20 protein-coding genes are annotated in these 25,054 nt (G+C 44.6%); 13 read left to right on the top strand and 7 right to left on the bottom strand.

What is annotated here, in order from left to right:
- Positions 1 to 220: 220 nt before the first annotated feature.
- Positions 221 to 1,105, bottom strand: a complete 885-nt coding sequence (gene nadK / locus ACF8EG_RS12200; RefSeq protein WP_005455932.1) for an NAD(+) kinase — start codon at positions 1,103 to 1,105, stop codon at positions 221 to 223.
- Positions 1,106 to 1,250: 145 nt separating this feature from the next.
- On the opposite strand from nadK, the gene grpE reads away from it, so the two are divergent.
- The 4 genes from grpE to dnaJ all read left to right on the top strand — a co-directional run bounded on the left by grpE (position 1,251) and on the right by dnaJ (position 7,148).
- On the top strand, positions 1,251 to 1,847 hold the full coding sequence (grpE, locus tag ACF8EG_RS12195; RefSeq protein WP_005455958.1) for a nucleotide exchange factor GrpE: 597 nt from the start codon (positions 1,251 to 1,253) through the stop codon (positions 1,845 to 1,847).
- A gap of 417 nt (positions 1,848 to 2,264) precedes the next feature.
- Positions 2,265 to 3,539, top strand: a complete 1,275-nt coding sequence (locus ACF8EG_RS12190; protein ID WP_017448814.1) for a dicarboxylate/amino acid:cation symporter — start codon at positions 2,265 to 2,267, stop codon at positions 3,537 to 3,539.
- 345 nt (positions 3,540 to 3,884) lie between these two features.
- Positions 3,885 to 5,798, top strand: coding sequence for a molecular chaperone DnaK (dnaK, locus tag ACF8EG_RS12185; protein WP_005455943.1), 1,914 nt, complete (start codon positions 3,885 to 3,887; stop codon positions 5,796 to 5,798).
- Positions 5,799 to 6,002: 204 nt separating this feature from the next.
- The gene (gene dnaJ, locus ACF8EG_RS12180; RefSeq protein ID WP_005482993.1) at positions 6,003 to 7,148 is read left to right on the top strand and encodes a molecular chaperone DnaJ; all 1,146 of its coding nucleotides are present in this window, start codon (positions 6,003 to 6,005) and stop codon (positions 7,146 to 7,148) included.
- A gap of 68 nt (positions 7,149 to 7,216) precedes the next feature.
- Here the strand turns inward: dnaJ and ACF8EG_RS12175 are convergent, their stop codons facing one another.
- A complete protein-coding gene (locus ACF8EG_RS12175) occupies positions 7,217 to 7,648 on the bottom strand; it encodes a type IV pilin protein (protein WP_024700118.1) in 432 nt (143 codons plus the stop codon).
- Between the two features lie 103 nt (positions 7,649 to 7,751).
- Here ACF8EG_RS12175 and ACF8EG_RS12170 point away from each other — a divergent pair, with 103 nt between their 5' ends.
- The 6 genes from ACF8EG_RS12170 (at position 7,752) to tadA (ending at position 13,081) form a co-directional block, all read left to right on the top strand.
- A complete protein-coding gene (locus tag ACF8EG_RS12170) occupies positions 7,752 to 8,267 on the top strand; it encodes a GspH/FimT family pseudopilin (protein ID WP_021487286.1) in 516 nt (171 codons plus the stop codon).
- An 8-nt stretch (positions 8,268 to 8,275) separates the two neighbouring features.
- Positions 8,276 to 8,902 carry a PilW family protein gene (locus tag ACF8EG_RS12165; RefSeq protein WP_069506769.1) on the top strand — a complete coding sequence of 209 codons (627 nt, stop codon included), beginning with the start codon at positions 8,276 to 8,278 and terminating at the stop codon, positions 8,900 to 8,902.
- Positions 8,902 to 10,143, top strand: a complete 1,242-nt coding sequence (locus tag ACF8EG_RS12160; RefSeq protein WP_069506766.1) for a hypothetical protein — start codon at positions 8,902 to 8,904, stop codon at positions 10,141 to 10,143. The genes ACF8EG_RS12165 and ACF8EG_RS12160 overlap by 1 nt, the downstream gene beginning before the upstream one ends.
- The gene (locus ACF8EG_RS12155) at positions 10,133 to 10,543 is read left to right on the top strand and encodes a prepilin-type N-terminal cleavage/methylation domain-containing protein (RefSeq protein WP_069506763.1); all 411 of its coding nucleotides are present in this window, start codon (positions 10,133 to 10,135) and stop codon (positions 10,541 to 10,543) included. Before ACF8EG_RS12160 ends, ACF8EG_RS12155 begins: the two co-directional genes overlap by 11 nt.
- 287 nt (positions 10,544 to 10,830) lie before the next feature.
- A complete protein-coding gene (locus ACF8EG_RS12150) occupies positions 10,831 to 12,390 on the top strand; it encodes an AbgT family transporter (RefSeq protein ID WP_005483743.1) in 1,560 nt (519 codons plus the stop codon).
- Between the two features lie 166 nt (positions 12,391 to 12,556).
- Positions 12,557 to 13,081: a tRNA adenosine(34) deaminase TadA gene (gene tadA / locus ACF8EG_RS12145; RefSeq protein WP_069506760.1), complete on the top strand. Its 525-nt coding sequence runs from the start codon at positions 12,557 to 12,559 to the stop codon at positions 13,079 to 13,081.
- A gap of 57 nt (positions 13,082 to 13,138) precedes the next feature.
- Here the strand turns inward: tadA and ACF8EG_RS12140 are convergent, their stop codons facing one another.
- Entirely contained in the window at positions 13,139 to 13,273 is a 135-nt protein-coding gene (locus tag ACF8EG_RS12140) for a hypothetical protein (protein WP_005488686.1), read from the bottom strand.
- A 308-nt stretch (positions 13,274 to 13,581) separates the two neighbouring features.
- Entirely contained in the window at positions 13,582 to 15,159 is a 1,578-nt protein-coding gene (mltF, locus tag ACF8EG_RS12135; protein ID WP_025793341.1) for a membrane-bound lytic murein transglycosylase MltF, read from the bottom strand.
- Positions 15,160 to 15,458: 299 nt separating this feature from the next.
- On the opposite strand from mltF, the gene purL reads away from it, so the two are divergent.
- Positions 15,459 to 19,367, top strand: a complete 3,909-nt coding sequence (gene purL / locus ACF8EG_RS12130; protein ID WP_069506757.1) for a phosphoribosylformylglycinamidine synthase — start codon at positions 15,459 to 15,461, stop codon at positions 19,365 to 19,367.
- Positions 19,368 to 19,636: 269 nt separating this feature from the next.
- Positions 19,637 to 19,939: a DUF3622 domain-containing protein gene (locus tag ACF8EG_RS12125; RefSeq protein WP_005455950.1), complete on the top strand. Its 303-nt coding sequence runs from the start codon at positions 19,637 to 19,639 to the stop codon at positions 19,937 to 19,939.
- 87 nt (positions 19,940 to 20,026) lie between these two features.
- Here the strand turns inward: ACF8EG_RS12125 and ACF8EG_RS12120 are convergent, their stop codons facing one another.
- Complete coding sequence (locus ACF8EG_RS12120) at positions 20,027 to 20,470, bottom strand: hypothetical protein (protein ID WP_025442216.1); 444 nt, start codon at positions 20,468 to 20,470, stop codon at positions 20,027 to 20,029.
- A gap of 210 nt (positions 20,471 to 20,680) precedes the next feature.
- A complete protein-coding gene (locus ACF8EG_RS12115; protein ID WP_005455969.1) occupies positions 20,681 to 21,751 on the bottom strand; it encodes a succinylglutamate desuccinylase/aspartoacylase family protein in 1,071 nt (356 codons plus the stop codon).
- 330 nt (positions 21,752 to 22,081) lie between these two features.
- Here ACF8EG_RS12115 and ACF8EG_RS12110 point away from each other — a divergent pair, with 330 nt between their 5' ends.
- Positions 22,082 to 22,621, top strand: a complete 540-nt coding sequence (locus tag ACF8EG_RS12110; RefSeq protein ID WP_005455994.1) for a DUF3332 domain-containing protein — start codon at positions 22,082 to 22,084, stop codon at positions 22,619 to 22,621.
- A gap of 76 nt (positions 22,622 to 22,697) precedes the next feature.
- On the opposite strand, the gene ACF8EG_RS12105 is transcribed toward ACF8EG_RS12110, so the two are convergent.
- Complete coding sequence (locus ACF8EG_RS12105; RefSeq protein ID WP_069506755.1) at positions 22,698 to 24,170, bottom strand: aminoacyl-histidine dipeptidase; 1,473 nt, start codon at positions 24,168 to 24,170, stop codon at positions 22,698 to 22,700.
- Between the last annotated feature and the right edge of the window lie 884 nt (positions 24,171 to 25,054).

The following is a 25,054-nucleotide window of genomic DNA, read 5'->3' as shown; positions in this document are numbered from 1 at the left end:
AGTTAATACTCTATTCATGGTGAGAATATCACCCGACATACTCCATTCAATTTGCTTTTCTGGAATAAGTTAAACTTTGCACACAGGATCAAAGTTTATAAATTTCGTTTTAACGGCAGGATATATTGCGTCGCCTTATTAGTAAGTCTTTACGTGTTATCCCAAAAAAGAAAAAAGCCAGCAGCAATCAGCAACTGGCTTAAATTCGTGTTCATGAAAGCTAGAATAACTTACTAGACCAACCGAGTTTGTTCCTTAATACGTGATAGTAGCTGTAGTCTTTCGGATGGATGAGTTTGAGCACATTTGGGCTTTGATAAATGTGGATCTCATCGCCGGGAGAAACTGGCAGCGACACTTGTCCATCACAACTTACTTCTTGTGTACCGCGATTTTCTGGTGACACAATCAGTTTGATTCTACGTTTGCCATCAACCACCAACGGTCGGCTAGATAAGGTATGAGGGAACATAGGTACCAGTGAAATGGCATTCAGGCTTGGTGACAGAATAGGGCCACCACCAGAAAGTGAGTATGCTGTCGAGCCTGTTGGTGTGGAGACAATCAACCCATCGGCGCGTAAAGAGAAGGCAAAGCTTTCATCAATGTACACCTCAAACTCAATCATATGTGCGATTTGCCCAGGATGGAGCACGGCTTCGTTTAAAGCGGCGTTATGACTTTTTATTTGACCATGACGATGCACTTCTGCCTCAAGTAAGAAACGCTCTTCTTCAATGTACTCTCCCGCAAGTACGGCTTTGAGTGCCGCTTGGAAATCGTCTGGGTTTAAATCAGTTAAAAAGCCTAGATTGCCACGGTTTACGCCAATCACAGGCACGTCAAAACGCGATAAAATTCTCGCTGCGCCCAGCATGTTGCCATCACCACCGACAACTATCGCAAGATCTGCGTTTTTGCCCAACTCAACTAAGCTGGCGAAGTGGTTTTGCGGGATCTCGTCCAAAATCGCTGCAAGGCGATCGTCAATAAACACTTTGTAACCTTCTGAGGTCAGCCATTCGTAAAGCTCTTTATGAGTCTGAATCGCTTGTTGATCTCTTGGTTTTCCGATAATCGCGATCACGTTACATGGATTTTTCATAGCATTTCCGCATTAAAGAGGCTTGAATCAGGAATCTTCATCCCCATAATAATGGCAAGTTACCTAAATATGCGAATTTTTATGTGGTTAAAGCCCGCAAAACGAGCATGGCTTTAAGGGCATTACGTTGAATTCTGGAGATATCATGAGCAACGAAGAAAACAAAGTTACAGAAGAAGAGCTTGATCAAATCATCGAAGAGGCTGAAAAAGTAGAAGCTGCAGCTCAAGAAGCTGAAGCAGAACTTGAAGAAATTGGTGACGAGAAAGACGCTAAGATTGCTCAACTAGAAGCGGCATTATTGTCTAGCGAAACTAAAGTAAAAGATCAGCAAGACGCAGTGCTTCGTGCAAAAGCTGAAGTTGAAAATATGCGTCGTCGTACTGAACAGGAAATCGACAAAGCGCGTAAATACGCTCTTAACAAGTTCGCTGAAGAACTGCTTCCTGTTATCGATAACCTAGAGCGTGCGATTCAAGCGGCAGATACAGAAAACGAAGTGATTAAGCCGATCCTTGAAGGTGTTGAGCTGACTCACAAGACATTTGTTGATGTGGTTGCTAAGTTTGGTTTGAAAGAAATCAACCCTGAAGGCGAAACGTTCAACCCTGAATTCCACCAAGCAATGTCTATTCAAGAAAGCCCAGATCATGAATCAAACACCGTGATGTTTGTTATGCAGAAGGGTTATGAGTTAAACGGCCGTGTGATTCGTCCTGCAATGGTTATGGTTGCTAAATAACGACACAAGTCACTGCAAAGTAAATACAAAATGCCTGTCACGTTTGTGATGGGCATTTTTGTTTTAAACAAAGGCGTGCTCCCTCCGTCTCGCTGAACCATAGATATCTAAAATTTGATCCCTTTCAAAGTTTTTCCTATTGAGGATATTTTTTCTTATAGGGAATTTTCTTTCTATCAACTGCGTAGTTATACAATCCTAAACCGATAACTGGTTGTTATCATTTGACTAAGTGAGCTTTGTTCTGAATATGAATGTATTCATAGTTTGTTTTGCTGAATTTTGTTGTTAACAAAAATGTAAATTATCGCTTTATTTTGTAACTTTGATATGTATTATTTGCGACCACTGCTTTAGAAATAAGCAGATATAACTACAAAAATGTAAATAGCAAACACAACATATCGGAGATTTATAATGGATAAATCGCTTTCTAGTAAGATTTTCATAGGCTTGTTTGCCGGCCTTGTGCTGGGCACAGCTATTCAGTACTTATTTAGTGGTATTGCGATTTTTGATACTTACCTACTTGGAACGGCAGAAGGGGTTGGCGGCATGTTTGTCTCGCTGATCAAGCTTTTGGTTGTGCCTCTTGTGTATGTTTCAATCGTGTGCGGCATTGTCGATTTGAAAGACATTAGTGCTTTTGGTCGTCTTGGTGGGAAAACTTTTACTCTCTACATTCTCAATACCATCATTGCGATCGCAGCAGCGTTGACCGTGGGTTTAATTTTCCAACCGGGTGCTGGTGCAAACTTAGCGGGTACGGTTTCTGAAACCGTCAAGCTGACGACAACTGAAACACCAGATATTTTCTCGCTCGTGGTAAACATTGTACCAAGCAATCCAGTACAAGCTTTTGCTAACGGCGACATGCTACAAATTATCTTTATGGCTATTTTGACAGGTCTAGCCATTCAAGCTCTGGATTCTCGTGGTGGCCCTGCTATCCGCACGTTTAAGATGGCCAATGAGATCATGATGAAGCTGGTTGGTTTGGTCATGAGTCTAGCACCTTACGGTGTGTTTGCTCTGATGATTCAACTAGGTGCAACCTTAAATGCGAATACATTGATGTCTGTTGCAGGTTACGTTGCGCTTGTCGTGGCTATGCTTGTGTTCTGGATTTTCATCTTCTATCCAATGGCAGTTGGCATTACGACTGGAACTTCTCCAAAGGCGTTTCTCCGTGCAACTCGTGAACAAATCCTATTTTCTCTATCTACTGCAAGTTCAAATGCAACCATCCCTGTAACCATGCGTACTCTGACAGAGAAACTGCAAGTTTCTAAATCAGTTGCGGGTTTTGGTGTACCGCTAGGCGCGACGATGAACATGTCAGGTGTATCTATTTACATCGCGCTTGCAACAATTTTCGTTGCTAACGCGTTTGGCCAGCCAATTAACACCGCTGATGTGTTTACACTCGGTCTGACGATTCTTCTTCTTTCTATTGGTGCTGGTGGCGTACCAGGTGGTGGTGTGGTGATGGTTGGTGTGCTTCTTCACCAATTGGGTCTTCCACCAGAAGGTTTAGCTATCATTGCAGCGGTTGACCGTATCAACGATATGTTCTGTACCTCTTCGAACGTGGTAGGGGATACCGCAGTGAACACTATTGTCGCCAAAACAGAAGGTGAGATTGGCAATCAAGAAGAAGTAGAGGCGCAGCCTGCACAAGCTAATGCCTAGTCTTGAACAATAGAGTTGAATCCATATATAGAAAGCGAGCGGAATGAGCTCGCTTTCTTGTTTTTATGTCACAGAAAAATAACCGCTTTTCATCATGTTTACTTTGGAAGTTGTCGCTGGAATGTGATGCATTCCCAACAAGCTTGAAAGAAATCAATTAATTCATAAAAAATACGCTTTTTTTCAATTCTGCCCTTGAAAAGCGTTTTGACGCCCTTATCTATGTGGCATAGAGAAGCAAACATTGATTATTTTTGTTTGTGAGCAAGGGTTGAAACCCGATTCTCCTCCCCCCACATTGGGGTTATAACCAAACGAAAATAGAATTTATTCGGAGATAGCCAGATGGGTAAAATCATTGGTATTGACTTAGGTACTACTAACTCATGTGTTGCTGTACTAGACGGCGACAAACCACGTGTAATTGAAAACGCAGAGGGTGAACGTACTACTGCATCGGTTATTGCTTACACTGACGGTGAGACGCTAGTAGGTCAACCTGCGAAACGTCAAGCAGTAACTAACCCAACTAACACGCTATTTGCAATTAAGCGTCTAATTGGTCGTCGTTTTGAAGACGAAGAAGTTCAGCGTGACATCGAAATCATGCCTTACAAAATCGTTAAGGCTGACAACGGTGACGCTTGGGTAGAAGCGAAAGGCCAAAAAATGGCAGCTCCTCAGGTTTCTGCTGAAGTTCTTAAGAAAATGAAGAAAACTGCTGAAGACTTCCTAGGTGAGGAAGTAACCGGCGCAGTTATCACAGTACCTGCTTACTTTAACGATGCACAGCGTCAAGCAACGAAAGATGCTGGCCGTATCGCAGGTCTAGAAGTTAAACGTATCATCAACGAACCAACAGCAGCTGCGCTAGCTTACGGCCTAGACAAGAAAGGCGGTGACCGCACTATCGCTGTATACGACCTTGGTGGTGGTACATTCGATATTTCAATCATCGAAATCGATGAAGTTGAAGGCGAAAAAACATTCGAGGTTCTAGCAACTAATGGTGATACTCACCTAGGTGGTGAAGACTTTGATAACCGTCTTATCAACTACTTAGTAGACGAGTTTAAGAAAGAGCAAGGTATCGATCTTAAAAACGATCCACTAGCAATGCAGCGTGTTAAAGAAGCAGCAGAAAAAGCGAAAATTGAGCTTTCTTCTACTTCTCAAACAGACGTAAACCTACCTTACGTTACTGCTGATGCAACTGGTCCTAAGCACATGAACATCAAAGTGACTCGTGCGAAACTAGAATCTCTAGTTGAAGACCTAGTACAACGCTCTCTTGAGCCACTAAAAGTAGCTCTAGCTGACGCTGACCTATCAGTAAACGACATCACTGACGTAATCCTAGTTGGTGGTCAGACTCGTATGCCAATGGTTCAAGCGAAAGTTGCTGAGTTCTTCGGTAAAGAAGCGCGTCGTGACGTGAACCCTGACGAAGCAGTAGCAATGGGTGCTGCAGTTCAAGGTGGTGTACTTGCTGGTGAAGTTAAAGATGTTCTACTACTAGACGTAACTCCACTGTCTCTAGGTATCGAGACTATGGGTGGCGTAATGACTAAGCTAGTTGAGAAGAACACAACTATCCCAACTAAAGCGAACCAAGTTTTCTCTACTGCAGAAGACAACCAGAGCGCGGTAACTATCCACGTTCTACAAGGTGAGCGTAAGCAAGCGATGTACAACAAGTCTCTAGGTCAATTTAACCTAGAGGGCATCCAGCCTGCACCACGTGGTATGCCACAAATCGAAGTAACTTTCGACCTTGATGCGGATGGTATTCTACACGTATCAGCGAAAGACAAGCAGACTGGTAAAGAGCAGAAGATCACAATCCAAGCTTCTGGTGGTCTAAGCGACGACGAAATCGAGAAAATGGTTCAAGAAGCAGAAGCTAACAAAGAAGCGGACAAAAAGTTCGAAGAGCTAGCAACTGCACGTAACCAAGCAGACCAAATGATTCACGGTACTCGTAAGCAAATGGAAGAAGCGGGTGACGCCCTTCCAGCTGAAGAGAAAGAGAAGATTGAAACTGCTATCTCAGAGCTAGAAGAAGCACGTAAAGGCGAAGACAAAGAAGCAATTGACGCAAAAGTTCAAGCTCTTATGACTGCTGCTCAAAAACTAATGGAAATCGCTCAACAACAAGCTCAAGCGCAACAAGCACAAGGTGCTGACGCTGGCGCACAGTCAAAAGATGACGACGTTGTAGATGCGGAGTTCGAAGAAGTTAAAGACGACAAGAAATAATCTTTCTTAACCAGATGGCTGCAAAGCCATCTGGAGTCGATACGACTTCGGTGTGCGGGCGTTTGGGGTGACTCTTACGCCCGTCTGTTTGTAAACGCTGTCTTTCTAGTTAAGTATTTTGCAATAAGTGCACTTACCTAGAACGATACAAACACCAAGCGGTGAATCGATGCCGTTTGTAGTAATTAACTGGTGACGAAGAACATGTCAAAACGTGATTTTTACGAAGTATTAGGCGTAAGCCGTGATGCCTCAGAGCGTGATATCAAAAAGGCGTACAAGCGCCTAGCGATGAAATTCCACCCAGACAGAAACCAGGGTGATGAGTCTGCGGCGGACAAGTTTAAAGAAGTAAAAGAAGCGTACGAAGTTCTAACCGACTCTCAGAAAAAAGCGGCTTATGACCAATATGGCCATGCTGCTTTTGAACAAGGTGGCGGTGGTTTCGGCGGCGGCTTTGGTGGAGGCGGCGCTGACTTCGGCGACATCTTTGGTGATGTGTTTGGCGATATCTTCGGTGGCGGTCGCCGTGGTGGCGGTGGTCATCGTGCGCAACGTGGTGCCGACTTACGTTACAACATGGAACTAACGCTAGAAGAAGCCGTTCGTGGTGTAACTAAAGAGATTGAAGTTCCGACACTGGTTCACTGTGACTCTTGTGACGGTAGCGGTGCGAAGAAAGGCTCATCAGCGGAAACATGTGGTACTTGTCATGGCCATGGCCAAGTGCAAATGCGTCAAGGTTTCTTCGCTGTTCAGCAAACCTGTCCTACCTGTCATGGTAAAGGTAAGATCATTAAAGACCCTTGTAATGAGTGTCATGGTCAAGGTCGCAAGCAAAAAACGAAAACACTTAACGTTAAAATCCCAGCTGGCGTGGATACTGGCGATCGCATTCGTCTATCTGGCGAAGGCGAAGCGGGAGAAATGGGTGCACCATCAGGTGATCTATACGTACAAGTACACGTGAAAGAGCACCACATTTTCGAGCGTGACGGCAACAACCTCTATTGTGAAGTGCCAGTAAGCTTTGCTATGGCTGCACTCGGCGGCGAAGTTGAAGTTCCAACTCTTGATGGACGAGTAAGCCTAAAAGTGCCGTCAGAAACACAAACTGGCCGTATGTTCCGTATGCGCGGTAAAGGTGTGAAAGGCGTCCGTGGCGGTGGTATTGGTGACTTGATCGTTAAATTGGTTGTAGAAACGCCAGTTAACTTAAGCTCTCGCCAAAAAGAACTGTTGAAAGAGTTTGAAGAGTCTTGTGGCGGTGAAGCTGCAACTAAACACAAACCAAAATCTGAAGGCTTCTTCAATGGTGTGAAGAAGTTCTTTGATGATTTAACCAGCTAAGATAAGTTCACTAAAAGCTCAAAAACAAAGGCCTGCTGAAACGCAGGCCTTTTTGCATTTGTAGTTTTTTAGTTCCAGCAAGCACTTGGTGATTCAACATTTGTTGACGTTAAAGTAATAGTTGTAGTGCCATTCAAGCACTCGTCGTCGTCCTGTCCAAGATCCGATTTTGCTGTTGCTGTAATGATGTAGGCTGTGCTTGCAGAGCTCGCAATATCGAACGAAAATCGATCTGTGTCGGAATCACATAGAGTACAGGCGCCACCAGAAATAATATGACTCCAGTCATACCCACCATCATAAGATGTCTCTAGTTCCAGTTGAATTCGACTAAGATCGCTCAAGGCAACCGTTCTATGGGACTTGATCACATGATTGGTATAAGAAGGGTAGGCGATTGCTGCAATGATTCCGACGATCGTTACGGCTATCAGTAATTCGATCAATGTCATCCCTCTCAATCTTTTTTTGTAGCTGTTACAACGAGAAATTCGAATCATCACGAGTAGTTTCCTTTTCACTTTTCCGCCTATTTTTGGCAGGTGATAGCATCTGTGCAAGATGAATTACGGTCGACTAGCCGTTTGCATAGGAATTTGGGAAATGCCTCGCGGGTTTACGTTGTTGGAACTTATGATCACTGTTGCTGTACTGAGTGCTTTATTGGCTACAGCTGCACCATCTTTCAAGAATGTCTTTGAAACCAATAAAATGCAGCGTTTAGCTAATGAATTACATGGCTTTGTTATTGAAGGTAAGTCTGAAGCAGTATTACGGCGCGAAAGACTCTGGGCGCACATCATCATGTCTGGGAGTTCATCCAGTGACGGAAACTGGCGTATTGATTTGACAGACAACGCGGCTGAGGGGGCTGGAACTGTGTTGTTCTCTTTATCAGGTAAGCCGTATGACGGTATTGTCGTTACCCCGAGCTATGCTTCCGATCAAATCAGCTTCGACGATGTCCATGGGCGACCATCATCAGGAAACTTGAAGTTTTATCCTGTTGGTGAATCATCAAAAGCCTTAAAACTCATTTCTCATACTTTATCAGCCCGCGTAAGAGTATGTAGTGATAACAGCGGCACAGAATATTACGGTTATTCAACTTGCTCTTAAGGATGGCTATGTTTAAACAAAAAGGGGCGAGCCTTGTTGAGTTTATGATCGCATCTGCACTTGGGCTTATTTCTCTAGCGACAGTGGGGTCAATCTATGTGAGTGGTCAACGAGTGATAATGGAACGTTCGAAAGAGTTAATGTTGTTACAGAACTCTGCAAGTGTCGTGCAGATGCTCAAGAGTGACATTCAGCGTGCTGGTTTTGACGGTAACGATGGTCATTCTATAAAAATATCGGGCTCAGCGAACACAATTTACACTCTTGATGATGTTGATAGAGGGCTAATTGCTTACGTCTATTACATAGGTGCTTCTGGCTCTGCTCCTTTGTATAAAAACGTGGCTTATGAGCAACGAGTTAACACGCCAGAGTCGCTATTTGTGTGTGAAAAAAAGCAAATAACGATATGGGATGTTAATGACGTGGTCAACCTTGCAGGCACAGGCTCATGTAACACTCTCTTTGATAAAAAAGTTATTCACGTTAATCGATTTGACCTGACTAGTGAATTGCTAGAAAGCACTGATGCAAAAAGTGCACTGGTGACTATTACATTGGGAACCGAATTGAAAGACGCGACTGATATTCGCACGCAGCAGTCGTTTACTGCAATGCAAAGGAACTGGCAGTAATGAAGAAACAACAAGGTGCAGCTGCGTTATTAGTTGTGAGCGTATTGCTAGTTGCGGCATTAATGATGTCTCTCGGTAGCTATAAATCCCTCTTTTACCAAATTAAACGAGCCAACAATCAAATTGAAGCACGACAAGAGTATTGGCGTGCAGAGGGGGGATTGGAGTGTGGCTACGCGATAAATAAAGCGGATATGTCGATCACACCAAATACGCAAGACTACTCTAGTTGTTTACAAAGTACTGTTGTCGCAACTCAATCTTTGGTGGATCCCAAATTCTACGAGCTATCTTCAAGCGTAAATAACCGAGTTGAGACCTTCAAAAGTATTGAAGTGGTTGGTAGACCAAGCGGAGCTATACAAGCCCGATCTGATTTGAAGTTAATGGGCTCCTATCTTTTTACGCCTGAATTTGTCGAACCGGATATTTGTGTGTCTGTCCGATTTATGACATCAGTAGCAATGGAGGGCGCTTTTGTTACTACACACCCTTCTGGAAAAACGTGTAGTTCATCTCATATGACTAATACTGCACGCTCAGGGTTATGCGTTTCTGGTGACTCTAACTGTGATGATTCTGGTGGCATAAACGACTACAAAGTGAAAGTCATTGGTAACAATCAAAATTATATTGGCGACGAAAAGATGTTTGAGCATGATTTTGTTCATGACCCAAACCTTGACCCTTTTGAAGCTTTTTTTGGTTACCCTCGCTCCCAATTAACTCAAATAAAAAATGGATTTGTGGTGATTGGTGGGAGTGTGGCAAGCAGCTCGTCAACAGCTCAATCTTGTGTTGATAGAATTGTCAGTGCGTTTTCTGTGAGCGACAAAGTTTGGGTGGTTGGTGATTGTGACCTAGAAACTGGTATAGGAACCAGTCTCAATGCTAGCCCTAAGCTTCTTGTTATCGAGAATGGATTATTGTCGGTTAATGGTGCTGACTCTTTTCCCGGAACTGTTTACCAATTGTTTACTTCTACAGTTAGTGACATGACCGCAAGATGGACATCGGATGTCTCAGTCACTCCATTTATAGGAGGACTCTCTACAGACGAAATAAAGAAACTTACTTTTTTTTCCCGTGGCGCTTTTAAGCCTGTAGGTGGATATGTTTTCGACACCCCTGGTGGGTTAAGTGTCTTTGGTGCTGCAGTTAACCTGGAGTTTGATTCAACATCTGTACCCAATGATCACAAGAAAATTAAATGGAAAAAGGGCTCTTGGAATGATCTCTAAACAAAAAGGTTTTAACCTTCTTGAGGTTCTAATTTCTTTTTTGCTTATCGGTGTCGGGGCTCTAGGTTTAACAAAGCTAAACGTGTATCTCGAACAAGAATCCGACTATGCGATAGAAAGTATTGAAGCGTTGCGTCTTGCTGAAAATAAATTGGAATGGTTCCGTACGCGTGGAGCATCGGATGCGCTTTCGACGATCTCTACGGCTAGCTTTGCCTCTATTGCAACAGGATCTTCCGCTACTGGTGCGTATACAGTGGAGTGGGTTGTGCCGTCGGCTACTGTGTCTGGATCTCTTAAAACCATTGCTATTACGACCAGTTGGAAAGATAGAGTGGGACAAACGCAATCAGTTCAGTTGAAAACTATGATTTCACAGTACAGTGAATTCGAAAACTAAGTTCAATTGCATACATGGCTTGAGACAAAGTCGTGGATAATTTCTTTTTGATGCCGGGTTTGTCTCAGTTAATGAATGGTTTTCGAACTGTTAATGCGGTTGATGTGCTACTGTTTTTATTATGTTTAATTGGAGTGGCGTTTTTGCAAAATATGTCTCCAATTATGGAAAAAATCATAGAACCTTGTGCTTTCCCTATCCTTATTTACTAGAATGCTGTGTTGATAATAGGCCGTTATAATTATTCAAATAGGCCTTGGCACCAACATCATTCATATGGAGTTACCATGAGTAACCAAGCTGTAAATAAGGCACCATCATCGAAGCCGAGCGGGATGGATCGCTTTCTAAACTTTATCGAGCGTGCAGGTAATAAAATTCCTGATCCTGCGATTTTGTTTTTCTGGGCACTGATCATTACTTGGGCTGCGTCTGCACTTTTGTCGAATGTGACTTTCGACCTTCCAAACCCTCGAACGGGCGAAGCTCTTACCATTACTAACTTACTTACGGGTGAAGCTCTAGCAAGTTTCCTTGCTAACATGGTCACTACGTTTACTGGTTTTGCACCTCTAGGCATCGTATTAGTTGCAATGTTGGGTGTAGGTGTTGCGGATTCTTCTGGTTTTATCACGACGGGCCTTAAGAAGATGCTGAACTTCACTCCAGCGAAGCTACTTACACCAATGCTTATTCTTGTCGCAATCATCTCGCATACCGCGGCTGATGCGGGCTACGTTTTGGTTATTCCTCTAGGTGGTATCATTTTCCATGCCGCTGGTCGTCACCCTCTAGCTGGTATCGCAGCGGCATTTGCTGGTGTGTCTGGTGGTTTCTCCGCAAACTTCATTCCTTCAGGTATTGACCCATTGCTCGCTGGTTTCACACAAACAGCAGCACAGGTTCTTGATCCTGAATACGTGGTTAACCCTCTAGCAAACATCTTCTTCACTGGTCTATCTTCAGTGATCATCGTTGCTATCGGTTGGTACGTGACTGAGAAAATCATTGAGCCACGTCTAGCAAAGATGCCAATTGATGAAGATGCAGAAACGGCACCAAACTTAGGCTCTTTCACTGAGTTGGAATCAAAAGCATTCCGCTACGCTGGCTGGGCTATGATGGCGGGTATCGCACTTCTTGTTGCCGCGTTATTGCCTGAGAACTCGGCACTTCGTTCTCCTGAAGGCGAAATTACGGCGTTTTCTGCGCCTATCATGAAGTCGATTGTTCCACTGATCTTCATTCTATTTATCATCCCTGGTTACGTTTACGGCAAAGTATCTGGCACCTTTAAGACAAGTAACGACATCATCAAAGCGATGGCGGACACCATGTCGACCATGGGCGCATACATTGTCATGTCGTTCTTCTGTGCTCAGTTCCTATCTGCATTTGCTCAGTCAAACATCGGTACGATGCTAGCGTTGTATGGTGCTGAAGGCTTAAAAGCGATGAACCTACCAGGTGAAGCAACCATCATTGGTATGATCTTGCTAACAGCGGCTGTAAACCTACTTATCGGTTCCGCTTCTGCGAAATGGGCTTTGATTGGTCCAATCCTAGTTCCAATGCTAATGGCGGTAGGTATTTCTCCTGAACTATCTCAGGCGGCTTACCGTGTGGGTGACTCAGTATCGAACATCATTTCGCCTCTGATGGTATTCTTCCCTCTTGTAGTGGTTTACTGTCAACGTTACGTGAAGTCGACAGGCATTGGTACACTTGCGTCACTGATGATGCCATTCTCGATTGCTATGTTGATTGGTTGGTCAATCTTCCTAGTTCTTTACTGGATGGTAGGTATCCCACTAGGTATTCAAGCACCGTACACATACACGATGTAAATGATCGAATATTAGAGAAAAGCGCAGGTCGAAAGGTCTGCGCTTTTTTGTTTTGAGGTGCTATTACGAAAGAGGCGCATCTCCAAAACTTATGTCCTGCTGTAGTGAAAGCGATGTTGGTGGTAATATTTCGCTATTCATAGTTACCTTCCTTTCTGGAGCCCTTTTGTCTGAGCATCAATTTACCCCACAAGACGAAATTTTTATGCGCCGAGCACTTGCATTAGCTGAACAAGCTGAATTGGAAGGAGAGGTGCCTGTGGGAGCGGTATTAGTTAAAGATGGAGAAGTGATTGCAGAAGGCTGGAACCGCTCTATCTGCTCTCATGATGCAACAGCACATGCGGAGATTCAGACTCTACGTAACGCAGGGGCTGTGTTAGAAAACTATCGACTATTAGACACCACTCTCTATGTCACACTAGAGCCTTGCCCGATGTGCGCAGGAGCACTGTTGCACAGCAGAGTGAAACGCGTGGTATTTGGCGCGCCAGATCTTAAAGCTGGCGCGGCTGGTACGGTATTGAACTTGTTTGAGAGCCAAGCGGCTTACCATTACGCAACGGTCGAAAAAGGGCTGTTAGAGGATGAGTGCCGTGAGCAGTTGCAGGCCTTTTTCAAGCGTCGTCGCAAAGAAATTAAGGCTAAGAAACAAGAGAAAAAAGTATTAGCAGGTAAGCAAGAAGATTAAGTTGGTGAGTTGTGTTCAGCAAACATCTACGGGTGTGTAGATGTTTGCTTTAAGTTCTTAGTGATTTACTAAGTGAACGAATACACGATTGCGTGAACTGACTTTCTTTTTCATCGTTGTCAGCTTTCGCTTGCGGCGAATCGCAGCCACTGTCTTATTCAAACGCTTTGACTGCACTCTACGTCTTCTCATATCCGAACCTCCTGCAGACAAGACTACAAACACCCTCTCGCGATACAGCGCACGGCCGCATCTACTTTGCCTTGTGGATGACATTCTAGTGATGGAGTCACTTCAAATTAGGAGAGAGGGAAACCAACCGAACCGATTTATTCCGCAGGCATCAATTAATGGGTATGGACGCTGCGGCAAGGTGTTGACCAATCACGTTTATATGCACTTACTATGATGACCGGTCTGGTTCGGAACATCGGATTTTAGATAAGTTCTACCTTGGACTCAACAAAAAAGACGAGCTTCACACTCGTCTTTTTGCGTGTTTATTCTTCTTCTTGGTCTAAATCTTCATCGACGTCATTGGTGACATCAGAGGCTCCAGACACTTCTTCTGCAATGGTTTCCACCGCACCAGAAATAAGCAACTCTGGATTTAGTGGTGGGATAACCTGTAGATCATCCGTATCTTCATCAATGGAAGGCTTTTGACTGACATGCCCAATGATTGATTGGTAGTAGCGTCGAATATTTTCAACGTAATTACGCGCCTCGTCTCCACGAGCGTAGCCATAACGGGTTTGGCTGTAGTAACGCTTTTGTCGTAACAGCGGCAGTCGGTCTTTTACATCCGCCCATGCGTTTGGATCGCCACCTTGTGCCTTGGTTAATCGACGCGCGTCCATCATGTGGCCATAACCAATATTGTACGATGCCAATGCAAACCAAATTTTTTCATGTTCGTTAATCGTATCAGGTACGCGAGCGACAATGCGACGCAGGTATTCCACACCACCACGAACAGATTGCTCTGGGTTTAGACGATCGGTTACACCAACACTTTTCGCAGTTGGTAAAGTCAGCATCATCATGCCACGAACACCCGTAGGCGATTTTGCTTTTGGTTTCCAATGAGATTCTTGGTAGGCCAAAGCCGCGATTAAACGCCAATCAAACTCTTCGCTGTATTTTTGGAACAGCGGAGCCCATCTCGGCAACTTATCATCAAGAGCACGAATAAAGGCACGCGTGTCCACGTAGTCAAACGCTTCAATATGGCCAATGTACTTCTCTTCAAGAGAAGCTAGCTCGCCAGATTGTTTGATATTGCCGAAAAACTCAATCAGCATCGCATACAAGCTCTCATCCTCTGAGCGGCGAGTAAACCATGATACTGGTTGATCTTCGGTGAGCTCAAAAGCAAGCGCTAAATCTGGATACAGGCGTTGCGCGAGAGACAGCTCTACGGAATCAGTGACGGTGAAACGCAGTTCTCCAGTCGATACATGTTTCAGTAAATCGCGAGTGTCAGCATCGCCCACGATTTCAAACTGCAATTCAGGATACTGCTTTTTCAATGCCGTCAGTGTCGGAACATATTGTGACTGTTCGACAATTTTCAATGTTTGCGCGCCAGCATTCACGTCTTCTTCTGATTGACTGTCCTTGGATGCTTGATACTCGATAAGCTGCTCAATATCACGAGGACGAAGCTGGCCCTTTTTGTAGACCACTTGCTGGCTAACATAATAATAAGCAGGGCCAGGTCTAAAACGTTTGACGGCTTGTGAGGTTTGATTAAGCCCCGTAGCAATAATATCGATGTCGCCTTTCTTTAAGGCTGGGAAAAGGTCGGCTTGTCTGAAAGCGGGTTTGATTTCTAGCTTTACGCCCAACTCTTCTGCAAATTTACGCGCCAGCTCATAATCCAAACCCGCAGGGCCATCAGGACCAATGTAGTACGAGAGTTGGTTGTTGAGCGTGCCAACGCGTAGCACTCCGCGCTCTTGGATTTTCTCGAATTCACTTTTCGGCTGCGACTCAATTTGGCAGGCAGAAAGTAGTAGCACAGAAGCAAAAAGTAGGACGCTGCGCTTGAGTCGGTTGAAGTGGCGTATTTGCATTGATCGGTACATCTCAGAAAATTTCTAGTGGTCTTTATATCAAAGCGTGGAGATGGGGCAAAGCGAATCGGACAGATAGAGTGCGACATTGTGTGTTTTATCGACATTTCGGCTACAACTCAAATTTGACAAAAAAAATGACGCAAACGGTTGCTTTTGATGTTACATCACAAAAACAATTGCTATATAATGCGCTCGCAATGACGAGGTGGAATCGGCATAGGTTCGATAAAGATTAAGTTAAGTGTCTGAATTTATTCCAATATCACCTTAATCAATTGCATAAGAGACCTAAGCACATGAGAATTTTGCGTGGCTCCCCAGCTCTTTCTGAGTTTCGTGTAAATAAACTACTGGAACTTTGTCGTGAACAAGATCTGCCTGTAACTGGCATCTATGCCGAGTTTATGCATTTTGCAGATCTAAAGTCTGACCTTGATGACCAAGAGTTAGAAAAACTTGAAAAGTTACTAACTTACGGCCCAACAATTGAAGAGCATGAGCCAGAAGGTCTTCTACTTCTTGTTACGCCTCGTCCAGGCACTATCTCGCCTTGGTCTTCTAAATCTACCGATATCGCTATTAACTGTGGTCTGGACACTGTTAAGCGTCTGGAACGCGGAACGGCTTACTACGTAGAATCTTCAGTTGTTCTATCAGAAGCTCAAGTTGACGCTGTCAAAGCGTTAATTCATGACCGCATGATGGAAACGGTGTTCACAGAACTTGAAGCCGCGTCAGCGCTGTTTACAGTCGCAGAGCCAAAGCCTGTGGCGCATGTTGATATCTTAGCGGGCGGTCGTCTTGCGCTTGAAGAAGCAAACGTTTCCCTTGGTTTGGCACTCGCAGAAGATGAAATTGATTACTTGGTGGAGAATTTCACTAAGTTAGGTCGTAACCCTAACGACATCGAGCTGATGATGTTTGCTCAGGCGAATTCAGAGCACTGTCGTCATAAGATCTTTAATGCAGACTGGACTATCGATGGTGTCGACCAAGAGAAGTCTCTGTTTAAGATGATCAAAAACACATTCGAAACGACACCAGACCACGTTCTGTCTGCTTACAAAGATAACGCAGCGGTAATGACGGGCTCTAAAGTGGGTCGTTTCTTCCCAGATCCGAAATCTCGTCAATACACTTACCACCATGAAGATGCGCACATCTTGATGAAGGTAGAGACGCACAACCACCCAACGGCAATCTCTCCTTGGCCAGGTGCATCAACCGGTTCTGGTGGTGAAATCCGTGACGAAGGCGCGACCGGTATCGGTGGTAAGCCAAAAGCGGGTCTGGTTGGTTTTACAACGTCTAACTTGCGTATTCCTGGTTTTGAACAGCCTTGGGAAACGGACTTCGGTAAGCCGGGTCGTATCGTAAACGCACTGGACATCATGCTTGAAGGCCCTCTAGGCGGTGCGGCGTTCAACAATGAATTTGGTCGTCCAAACCTATTGGGTTACTTCCGTACCTACGAAGAGAAAGTGACTTCTCACGCGGGTGAAGAAATTCGTGGTTACCACAAGCCAATCATGATTGCTGGTGGTATGGGTAACATTCGTGACCAGCACGTGCAGAAGAAAGAGATCCCAGTGGGTGCGAGCCTAATCGTACTTGGTGGTCCTGCAATGAACATCGGTCTTGGTGGCGGTGCGGCGTCTTCAATGGCGTCAGGTCAGTCAGCTGAAGACCTAGACTTTGCTTCAGTACAGCGTGAAAACCCAGAGATGGAGCGTCGTTGTCAGGAAGTGATCGACCGTTGTTGGCAGCTAGGTGAAGAGAACCCAATCGCATTTATCCACGATGTGGGTGCGGGCGGTATCTCTAACGCACTTCCTGAGCTTTGTGACGACGGCGAGCGTGGCGGTAAGTTCCAGCTACGTGATGTACCAAATGATGAATTGAGCATGAGTCCTCTGGAAATCTGGTGTAACGAATCTCAGGAGCGTTATGTTCTTGCAGTAGCACCAGAAAACATGGAAGCGTTCGATGCGATCTGTAAGCGCGAGCGTGCACCTTATGCAGTTGTGGGTGTTGCAACAGAAGAACGTCACCTGACACTAGAAGACTCCCACTTCGATAACACGCCAATTGATATGCCAATGGATATCTTGCTTGGTAAAACACCGAAGATGCACCGTGAAGCAACAACATTGAAAGTAGATAGCCCAGCGATTGCACGTGACGGTATTGAAATCGATGAAGCAGCAGACCGCGTACTTCGCCTACCAACGGTTGCTGAGAAAACGTTCCTGATCACGATCGGTGACCGCTCGGTAACGGGTCTGGTTGCTCGTGATCAGATGGTTGGTCCTTGGCAGGTGCCTGTAGCGAACTGTGCAGTTACGGCGGCAAGTTACGACACATACCACGGTGAAGCGATGTCGATGGGTGAGCGCACTCCGGTTGCTCTGCTAGACTTCGGAGCATCTGCTCGTCTGGCGGTTGGTGAATCTCTGACTAACATCGCTGCGACTGACATTGGTGATATCAAGCGTATCAAACTGTCTGCGAACTGGATGTCTCCAGCAGGTCACCCAGGTGAAGATGCAGGTCTTTACGAAGCAGTGAAAGCTGTGGGTGAAGAGCTTTGTCCGGCGCTAGGTTTGACTATCCCTGTTGGTAAAGACTCAATGTCGATGAAGACCAAGTGGGAAGAAAATGGCGAGAGCAAAGAAGTGACTTCTCCACTATCGCTAGTAATCACTGCGTTTGGCCGTGTTGAAGACGTGCGTAAGACAGTAACGCCTCAGCTACGCACATCTGATACCTTGGAAGGGCTAGGTGACACTTCACTTGTTCTTGTTGATCTGGGTAACGGCAAAAACCGTTTGGGTGCAACAGCACTGGCACAGGTTTACAAGCAGCTGGGTGATAAGCCAGCAGATGTAGACAACGCAGAGCAACTAAAAGGCTTCTTCGATGCAATGCAAAATCTCGTACGTAACGACAAGCTGCTTGCTTACCACGATAAAGGTGACGGCGGTCTATTTGTAACGTTGGCTGAGATGGCGTTCGCGGGTCACTGTGGCGTAAAAGCGAACATCGCAGAGCTGGGTGAAGATGCGCTGGCGGTTCTATTTAACGAAGAGCTAGGTGCGGTTGTTCAGGTTAAGAACGAGGATCTGGATTCAGTTCTATCTACGCTAGCAGCAAACGGCTTAGAGTCATGTTCACATGTAATTGGTTCTGTTGAAGCATCAGACGACTTTGTTATCACTTCTGGTGATGATGTTGTGCTTAAGCGTTCACGTACCGAACTACGTGTTATCTGGGCAGAAACTACGCATAAAATGCAGGCGCTACGTGATAACCCTGCATGTGCAGACCAAGAATTTGAAGCGAAGAAAGACAACTCAGACCCAGGTCTGAACGTATCTCTAAGCTTTGATGTGAATGAAGATATCGCAGCCCCTTACATTGCGAAAGGCGCGAAACCTAAGATGGCGATTCTTCGTGAACAAGGTGTTAACTCTCACGTTGAAATGGCAGCAGCCTTTGACCGTGCGGGCTTTGAAGCAACCGACATCCACATGAGCGACATTCTGACAGGCCAAGCGGTACTTGATGAATACCAAGGTCTGGTAGCTTGTGGTGGTTTCTCTTACGGTGACGTGCTAGGTGCGGGTGAAGGTTGGGCGAAGTCTATCCTGTTTAACGCACAAGCTCGTGAGCAGTTCCAAGCGTTCTTCAACCGTGAAGAGACATTCTCTCTAGGTGTTTGTAACGGTTGTCAGATGCTTTCTAACCTGAAAGAGCTTATCCCGGGTGCAGACTTGTGGCCACGTTTTGTTCGCAACGAATCTGAGCGTTTTGAAGCACGCTTTAGCCTGGTTGAAGTACAGAAGTCTGATTCTGTGTTCTTCGACGGCATGGCTGGCTCACGTATGCCTATCGCGGTTTCTCACGGTGAAGGTCGTGTCGAAGTACGTGACGGTGAGCACCTAAACGCAATTGAAGCGTCAGGTACTGTCGCGCTACGTTACGTTGATAATAACGGCAACCCAACGCAACGATACCCGAACAACCCGAACGGCTCGCCAAATGCGATTACCGGTCTGACTACCGCAGATGGCCGTGTAACCATTATGATGCCTCACCCAGAGCGTGTATTCCGCACAGTTGCAAACTCTTGGGCTCCGGAAGGTTGGGGTGAAAATGGCGCTTGGATGCGTATGTTCCAAAACGCGCGCAAGAACATCGGTTAAGTCTTAATACTTTACAAACGCAAAGCGCAGCTCGAAAGATCTGCGCTTTTCTTTTTTGGGATTGTGGAAGTGCGAAGTCGAAAACGGGCTTGTACACTTATTGCCTACAACCAATGTGGTTTAAGTGTGGAAAATAAAATTTTTGCAGCCAATCATAATGATTTATGCTCTAATACCGCGCTTACCAAGGGATGGTGTTAAACAGCTCAGCTTAGATGGAGTTATCAAGTTGACCGAATCCCTGATTAATCCCTTAGGAACTGAAATAGATGTCTAAAAATCCAAAATTTGCTATCCGCGTAACTGAAAAACGTAACGGTTGGAGCGCAGAAATCACTCGTCAAGTAACGTCTCGCAAAACAATGGTTTCAAAACGTGAAACTGGGTTTGACAGCGAAGAAAAAGCACAAGCTTGGGCTGAACAAGAGCTTGCGGGCTTCATCGAAAACCAAGTTGTTCGTAATGAGCGTAAAGCTGTACAGCGTCAAGAGCGTGAAGCAGAGCAACTTGCGGCAAAAGTTCGCAAAGAAGAAGCTCGTAAAGCACGCGAAGCTGAAGCTGACGAAGAATAATGGCATATATTCCGATTGATGTTTCGATCTGTCGGTAATGCTAAAAAGCCCTGAAGTTTTCTTCAGGGCTTTTTTGTTGGCTCATTTTCATAAGCAGTCAGAAGAAACCGAGAAGCCAAAAGAGCCTTCGGAAGGTGCGGCAAACTGTTGGTTGCCAGGCAGTAAGTGAGGATTGTTTGCGTAAACACGATGAGATGATTTGTTATTACGCGTATGCACAGGCGGTAAATCAATATGATGTAAGCCATCCGAAAGATCGTTGGCCTCACCATAGTCAAAGTCTGTTGTAACCTCGGCGTTATTTTTTGTTTGGTAACAATGATCTGGCTTGCCTTCCTCTCGCCATTTGAGTTCTGAGCGTTGCGCGTCCAAGTTGAGTTCATCTGGAACAGATGAAGCATAATGATCTTCTAGTGAATGTTGTTGACTTTGTTCTTGTAAGTATTGAGCGATGTTTTCAGATTCTTGAGCGAGGAGATTTGCAGAAAGTCCAAGTCCCAACAAACAGCTAATGAGTTGTGTTTTATTCATAGATGTGTGCAAGCAAAAAGAAAACATAATACGAATAAATAAAACGCTGTGCAATTGTGCGGTGAACAAGATGAATTGAAATAAGCTAAACACGAAGCACAAACGTTAAGTTTTCGTGTTTAAGTGTTTGTAATAAATAATATTGGTGAGTAAACATAACAAAAAAAGCCCGGCACTAGGTACTGGGCTTTGAGATCATAGAGCATGCAATTATGACTGAGTGTCGAGTGGGATTTGTCCCGTCGTTACCTGTTCGACGTCAAACTCAGTTAATCCTTCAATGTAGCTTTCTACCGCTTGTTCTACTTCATCGTCGCTTTGGCTGAAGTATGCGAGGTGGAAAATGGCATCGCCTTCGTTTACCAATGGCAGCGTTTGCTGACCGATCACTAAGCCACTTTTAGGTGCTTTTAGCTCTATTTCATCGTGACCGAGGGGTGAGCTGATGTAAGCTAAGGTTTCACCTTTTTCTACTTTATCGCCTAGGTTCACCACCGTGCGCAAAATACCGTTGCCTGGCGCTCTAACCCAGCTGGTCGATTTCGCGATAACAGGTTCAGGCAGTTTTTTACGGCTGGCTCTTAACATACCGATCGCTTGCATAACGCGTTGAACGCCTAAAACACCAGCACTGATAGATAGCGGATCAAAGCGAAGTGCTTCACCAGCTTCGTAAGTCAATACTGGGATATCACACTTCTCGGCTTCGCTACGTAGCGAGCCATCACGCAATGCAGAGTCAACGATCACTGGCGTGGCAAATGCTTTAGCAATGCGCAGTGTTTCCGGATTGCTCAGGTTAGCGCGTATTTGGGGTAGATTAGTACGATGAATCGCACCTGTGTGTAAATCTAAAATGTAATCACAACGTTTCGCTATATTATTGAAGAATCCATACGCCATACGCGAGGCGAGTGCGCCTTTTTCGCTGCCAGGGAAACAACGGTTTAGATCGCGGCGATCGGGTAAGTAACGAGACTTATGGATAAAGCCAAATACGTTTACGATTGGCACCGCAATAACCGTACCTTTTAGCTTTAATGGGTTTAACTGGTTGATCATCTGACGAACGATCTCTACGCCATTAAGCTCATCACCATGGATTGCGGCGTTCACCATCAGCACTGGACCTTCTTGTTTCCCGTGAATGATTTCCACAGGGATAGAAAGTGGAGAGTGCGTGTATAGCTGAGCAGCTTCGAATTCTACTTCTAAACGCTGTCCTGGTTGTATTTTATGCCCGAGCAGCTCAAATACTTTGCTTGTTTTACTTCTGGCCATAAACCATCTCTGTCAAATAAGTTAGCAACAATGTAACAATCGCGTCAAAATCACACTAATCATTCTAATTAAGGATACGACAAATTATTTTAATCAAGGAGAGCAAATAATAACCTTTTGTGGAAAGTTTGTTGTAAATGTGACGTTTATTATTTGCTGAATATCTCGTCACCCTTATCTTAAATTGGTTATTTATTGTTTAGATAAATGTCCACGTATTAAAAATAATAAAGATGCTTTCTTCGGAAAATTCTGTCTTTTATCCCTAGTTTTTATAAGCTAATATCCGCGCCGAATTTTCGACCTAATACTTTCTAACTAGAGGTTTTGATGAAAAAGGCAATTGCTAAAATTGGCGCATTGACTGCTGTGGCAGTTTCACTTTCAGGTTGTGTTGGCAGCAACGCGGTAACTGGCTATGTTATGGGTTTCAACTTGAAAGCGGTAGATAACCGTTACGCTCGTGGTGGTCTAAACATGCTTATGGCACCAGTTTACGGTGTGGCAATCGCAGCTGACTACATCGTATTTAACTCTCTAGAGTTCTGGACTGGTAAAAACCCGCTAAACGGCAAACCACACATCTTCGATACTAAGATGGACACTTACATTGATGTAAACCACCAGCTAGATAAGTCGCTTACAACAGCGCCGATTGGCCCACTTACAAACAACCGCGTTATCGAGCAAGGTCAAATGCACCAAATCGATGAAAATACGGTTCAGATGAACATCACATACAACAACGGCGAAAAAGCGACATTAATGGGTGTACGTGAGGGTGAGTTTGTTACTTACTACATCAATGGTGAAGTGGTCGCGAAGACTTCTATGGATGAGCTAGCAGCGTACGCGCAAACTCGTGCATAATTCGCGATACTCTCGTGATAAATAGCAATAAAAAAGGGTGCCGAGGCACCCTTTTTGTTTTGTTGTCGCGTTTGGATTACGCTTTCTCAGGAATTGCTTCTAGAAGCGCAACCATTTGATCCCAAAACAGTTGAACGGTATCAATCTTCACTTTTTCATCAGGAGAGTGAGGGAACTTGATCGTTGGGCCGAAAGAAACCATGTCCATGTTCGGGTACGGTTCTTTAAATAGGCCACACTCAAGACCTGCGTGAATAACCATTATGTTTGGTTTGTGACCGTAAATGCCTTCGTACATATCACGGAAAATCGCCATGATTTCTGAATCAGCGTCTGGTTTCCAACCAGGGTAAGCGCCTGAGAACTCAACTTGTGCTCCTGCGAGTTCAGCAACAGAGCGTAGCGTGCTCTCTACTTGGCTGCGGCCAGAATCAATCAAAGAGCGAATTAGGCAAAGTACGGTTACTTTGTCCTCTTCTGTTGTGATAACGCCAACGTTCAGTGACGTTTCAACCACACCTTCAATTTCGTCGCTCATGCGCATCACGCCATTTGGACATGCGTTGAGAGCAGCAATAAAGCGTTGTTGGTCCGCCGCGGTGAAAGCTTGTGATTCGGTTACGATTTCTTCATTGAACGTCACAATACCCGTTTCTACTTTGCCAAGCTCTGCTTTTAATAGCTCAGTGTAGTAGTTGAAAAGCTCTGCAAGTTTCTCTTGGTTTTCAGCAGGAACAGCAACTGTTACGAAAGCTTCGCGAGGAATAGCATTACGCAAACTACCACCACGGAATTCAACCAAGCGAAGATCCAACTCTTGTGCATGGCCCGCTAGGAATCGGCCAAGCAGTTTGTTGGCATTACCACGACCAGTGTGGATATCACAACCAGAGTGACCGCCTTTTAAACCCTTCAAGGTTAGCTGACGAGCCACAAAGCCAGTAGGGATCGCGTCGCGTTTGATGTCAAAAGTCATCGCACCATCGATACCACCAGCGCAGCCCATGTACACTTCGCCTTCTTGCTCGGAGTCTGTGTTTAGAAGAATATCACCTTCCAACCAACCTGCTTCAAGCCCGAATGCACCTGTCATGCCTGCTTCTTCATCAATTGTTAGTAGAACTTCAATTGGCCCATGCTTGATATCTTTAGATGCTAATACAGCCAGACAAGAAGCCATACCAATACCGTTGTCTGCACCAAGCGTCGTGCCTTTCGCTGTTACCCACTCACCATCGATGTACGGTTGAATTGGATCTTTTGTGAAGTCGTGGTTAGTGTCTTCATTCTTCTGTGGCACCATGTCAATGTGTGCTTGAAGAACCACGCCCTTTTTGTTTTCCATCCCAGGCGTTGCTGGCTTTTTGATGAATACGTTGCCCGTTGGGTCTCGGCGAACATCGAAGCCTTGCTCTGTTGCCCAGTTGATAATGTACTGTGCTAATGCTTCTTCATGCTTAGATGGATGAGGGATGGAACAAATCTTATCGAAAAACTGCCAAAGTGGAGCAGGTGACAAGGTACTGATTTCAGAATGGAATTCAGACACGGAAGACTCCTTTTGATGTGCTTTGCCAAATATATACCGTATAAATAATGTGTGATTAGCAGGAAATGCTAATGATATTTGGCATGAATTAGCTCAAGGATACCACCAGACGAAGGCTACTAGTAGTCGAGAACAAAAGGATTTCCTTCCTCACTGTCACACTTTATGAACATGGTATAGGTCGTAAATGCGCTTATGTTTATATGAACTGAAAGTAGAATAATTTTTAATTCACAAAAAATGTAATTTAATTACAGTTAAAATTTGATTGACGTCAATTTATGGTTTTTTTGTGACTTTTATCACTAAAATGCTTGTAATTAAATTTCTTGGTGGTATATTTGTAACCAGCTTCTGAGATGAAGAATGAAATGCTCAAAGGATGAGTCCGTTTATCGCCTCCAAGGAACCGAGAAATCAACGACTGTTTTAATTGATTTAGAAGGTGATATTTATGAAAGGTTTACCAAGTGCAATGTTCTGGAATAGCAAATCTGTATATACCGGTAACTTTGTATACCCAACAAGCTTTGGCTACTAAGTGAAGTCAACGCATGTGACTCGAACAGTTTGTTCACCCCTATAAATTGGAATTTTTTTTCAGTGATAGTGCTGACATGATTCACCGCCACTCAAATTGAGTGGCGTTTTTTTATCTCTTTTTTCTACTTCCGACCAAATTTCCACCACTAAGCCTCCATTCTCTTATTGCTGCTAAAAGGAATCCCACTTACGCAGTAAATTGTGAGTGAATATTGCCCTTTAACGTCCATTTCTGTTTGAAAGTTTAGAACATTGCTCAATTTGCACGCATTGAAGGCAAAGTGAACATGAGCGGTTAGTTATTGTTTAATAAGCGTTATATTCATTCTTGATTTTAAATA

Source organism: Vibrio sp. YQ_11 (assembly GCF_043103065.1).
GTDB lineage: Bacteria > Pseudomonadota > Gammaproteobacteria > Enterobacterales > Vibrionaceae > Vibrio > Vibrio parahaemolyticus.
This window is presented reverse-complemented; position numbering and strand designations above follow the sequence as displayed.